The sequence below is a fragment of the Methylobacterium trifolii genome (assembly GCF_022179685.1).
Classification (GTDB): Bacteria; Pseudomonadota; Alphaproteobacteria; order Rhizobiales; family Beijerinckiaceae; genus Methylobacterium; species Methylobacterium trifolii.
This window is the reverse complement of the sequence record NZ_BPRB01000378.1, coordinates 1-2,531: the sequence shown is the minus strand read 5'-3', so window position 1 is coordinate 2,531 and position 2,531 is coordinate 1. Positions and strand designations below refer to the sequence as shown.

General features: G+C 75.1%; 3 protein-coding genes. 2 read left to right on the top strand and 1 reads right to left on the bottom strand.

The window, feature by feature from the left end:
• Positions 1-80: 80 nt before the first annotated feature.
• Positions 81-1,925: an AsmA family protein gene (locus COGEMETH_RS24780; protein WP_238185326.1), complete on the bottom strand. Its 1,845-nt coding sequence runs from the start codon at positions 1,923-1,925 to the stop codon at positions 81-83.
• Positions 1,926-1,969: 44 nt separating this feature from the next.
• Here COGEMETH_RS24780 and COGEMETH_RS24775 point away from each other — a divergent pair, with 44 nt between their 5' ends.
• Both COGEMETH_RS24775 and COGEMETH_RS24770 read left to right on the top strand, forming a co-directional pair.
• The gene (locus tag COGEMETH_RS24775; protein WP_238185325.1) at positions 1,970-2,152 is read left to right on the top strand and encodes a hypothetical protein; all 183 of its coding nucleotides are present in this window, start codon (positions 1,970-1,972) and stop codon (positions 2,150-2,152) included.
• A partial coding sequence (locus COGEMETH_RS24770) for a CoA transferase subunit A (protein ID WP_283950086.1) occupies positions 2,149-2,531 on the top strand: 383 nt, incomplete at its 3' end. The genes COGEMETH_RS24775 and COGEMETH_RS24770, both read left to right, overlap by 4 nt.

The following is a 2,531-nucleotide window of genomic DNA, read 5'->3' as shown; positions in this document are numbered from 1 at the left end:
GGCTACCGATCCTGCGCGCCGGCTTCTTCCTCGCGCGCAGGATCGGTAGCCTCCGGCCCTCGGCTCGCAGGATGCGCCGCTCAGGGCGCGAAGGCCCGCGCCCCGCCCGGCAGGCTGAGCGAGGCCGGCAGTTGCAGGGGACCGGGAACGACCGCCTCCCCGCCGCGCTGCGCGGCGTCCGGGCCGATCCCGCCCTGCACGGCGGCCCGCACCGTCACGGCGTCCCAGGGGCCCGCGATCTCGAACGCGTTGCTGCGTCCCGGCTCGCGCAGGTTGAGCACGGCCCGCGCATCGAGGCGGCGGCCCGGCAGGGACATCCGGCCGCGCAGCGTGGCGGTCAGGTTCGGGGCCTTCAGGAAGCCCTCGTCGATCTCGCCGACGCCGTCGCCGAAGCGCAACGTCACGGCGGCCCGCTCGAAGGCGGTGCGGCCGTTGCGGCGGGCGAGCGCGCCGGGGGCGACCGCGCCGTTGCGATGGACCACGTCGGCGAGGTCGAGCCCCGCGATCGTGCCGTTCTCCATGGCGAGCACGGCGCGCCCGCCGACGCGGGCGGCGCCGCCCGCCGCGTCGCGCCCGCCGCTCTCGAGGGCGAACTGCCCCTGCGTCGGCCCGAGGAGCCAGCGCGACTCGCCGAGGTCGCTCAGCAGGGCGCCGAGGTCGACCCGGTCGAGGGCGCCCTGCGCCCGCACCTCCGTCTCGGCCGGGTCGTCCGCGGACGTCTGCAGGGCGACGCGGCCCTTCAGGGTGCCGCCCTGGAGGCTCGCCCGGTTGAGCGCCACCTCGACGGACCCGTCGCGCACGAGCACGCTGGCGGCCAGGTCCTGCACCAGGACCGGCCCGGCGCGCGCCGCCGCGGCCGAGAGCCGCAGGTCGAGGTCGCCGCCGGTCAGGGGGGCGAGGGCGACCGAGGCGGACCTGGCGCCGGTATCCGGATCGAACATCCGCACGAGGGCGCCGAGCACGGGGGCGAGGTTCAGGCTCTCGGCGGCGAGCGTCGCCTGGATCGAGGCGCGGGGTCCGGCGAGGCTGAGGGAGCCCGCCCCCTCCAGCACGTTGCCACCCACGGTGACGCGCAGGCTCTGCCAGGTCGCGGACCTGCCGTCGCTCTCGAAGCGGCCGTCCAGCGCGAAGGCGCCGCTCAGGGGCAGGAGCGGGGCGTCCCGTCCGATCCAGGCCAGGGTGGCTGGCAGGGAGCGCGTCTCCAGGCGGGCGCGGCCGGCGAGCCGGAGCCGGTCCTCCGCGAGGCCGGCGCTGCCCTCGGCACCGATGCTGCCCTCCGGCCAGGCCAGGGTGGCCGAGAACGGCGTGCGTGCGCCCGCGGCGAAGTCGTTCGGCCGGAGACCGGCGAAGGTCAGGCTGGTGCGGGCGCCGCGCCAGGTCAGGCTCGCGCTCCCGTCCAGGGTGGAACTCCAGGCCGGCCAGGCGACGTCGATGGCGACGTCGCGCGCGTCCCCGTCGTCTCCGATGCCGGCGATCGTCGCGTTGCTGAGGCCGATCCGGTGCGGATGCCCGCCGCCGCCCTGCCGCAGGCGCTCGGACAGGCGGGCCAGCGGCGCGGCCCAGCGCGGGTCGCCTGCCGCGGCGATTCGCGCCCCGTCGAGGGCAACGCTGCCGATCTCGGCTTGGCCGGACAGGAGCGCGAGGGGGCTGAAGACGATGGTCAGCCGGCCGCCCTCGATCAGGACCGGCCCGTCGCGCTCGCCGGAGGCGAGCCGGGTGCGCGTGAAGCTGAGGTGGGGGCTCGGCAGCAGCGTCACCTCCGCCGGACCGTCGGCGGTGAGGGCGAGACCGTAGGGCTCGAGCGCGCCGCCGACGAAGGCGGCCGCACGGCCGGTCTCGACGGACCAGGGCCGCAGGGCCCCGCCGATTCCGGCAAGCGTCAGGGTGCCGAGGCCGAGGGCGAGGATCAGGCGGCGCGGCGACATCGCATTCCGGGCAGGAGGACGGAGCGTGACCGGATCGATCCAGGATGTTTCAGGCCGCCCCTGCCGTAAACATCCGGTCCGGTCGGGCGATTCCCATAGCCCCTTCCATGCGCTTTGTCTGCCCGCGACGCTTTGCGCGGGCGATGAGCTGTGATTTCCTGTTGCACCGCATCACGTCGGCCGCGGCGCCGATCGACGAGGACGGGATCGAGGACAGGGTTCGATGAAGAAGGTCTATGCCGATCCCACCGCGGCGCTCGCCGGGTTGCTGCGCGACGGGATGATGCTGATGTGCGGGGGCTTCGGCCTCTGCGGCATCCCGGACGCGCTGATCGAGGCGGTGCGCGCCTCGGGCGTCAAGGGCCTCACCATCGTCTCGAACAACGCCGGCATCGACGGGGTGGGCCTCGGCAAGTTGCTGGAGACCCGGCAGGTCGCCAGGATGATCTCGTCCTACGTCGGCGAGAACAAGGAATTCGCCCGGCAGTATCTCGGGGGCGAGTTGGAGATCGAGTTCAACCCGCAGGGCACGCTGGCCGAGCGCATCCGCGCCGGGGGCGCGGGCATCCCGGCCTTCTTCACCAGGACCGGCGTCGGCACCAAGGT

Coding starts and splice junctions, on each gene's coding strand:
- COGEMETH_RS24780 (WP_238185326.1), bottom strand. CDS start 1,925: ATGTCGCCGCGCCGCCTGATCCTCGCCCTCGGCCTCGGCACCCTGACG.
- COGEMETH_RS24775 (WP_238185325.1), top strand. CDS start 1,970: ATGTTTCAGGCCGCCCCTGCCGTAAACATCCGGTCCGGTCGGGCGATT.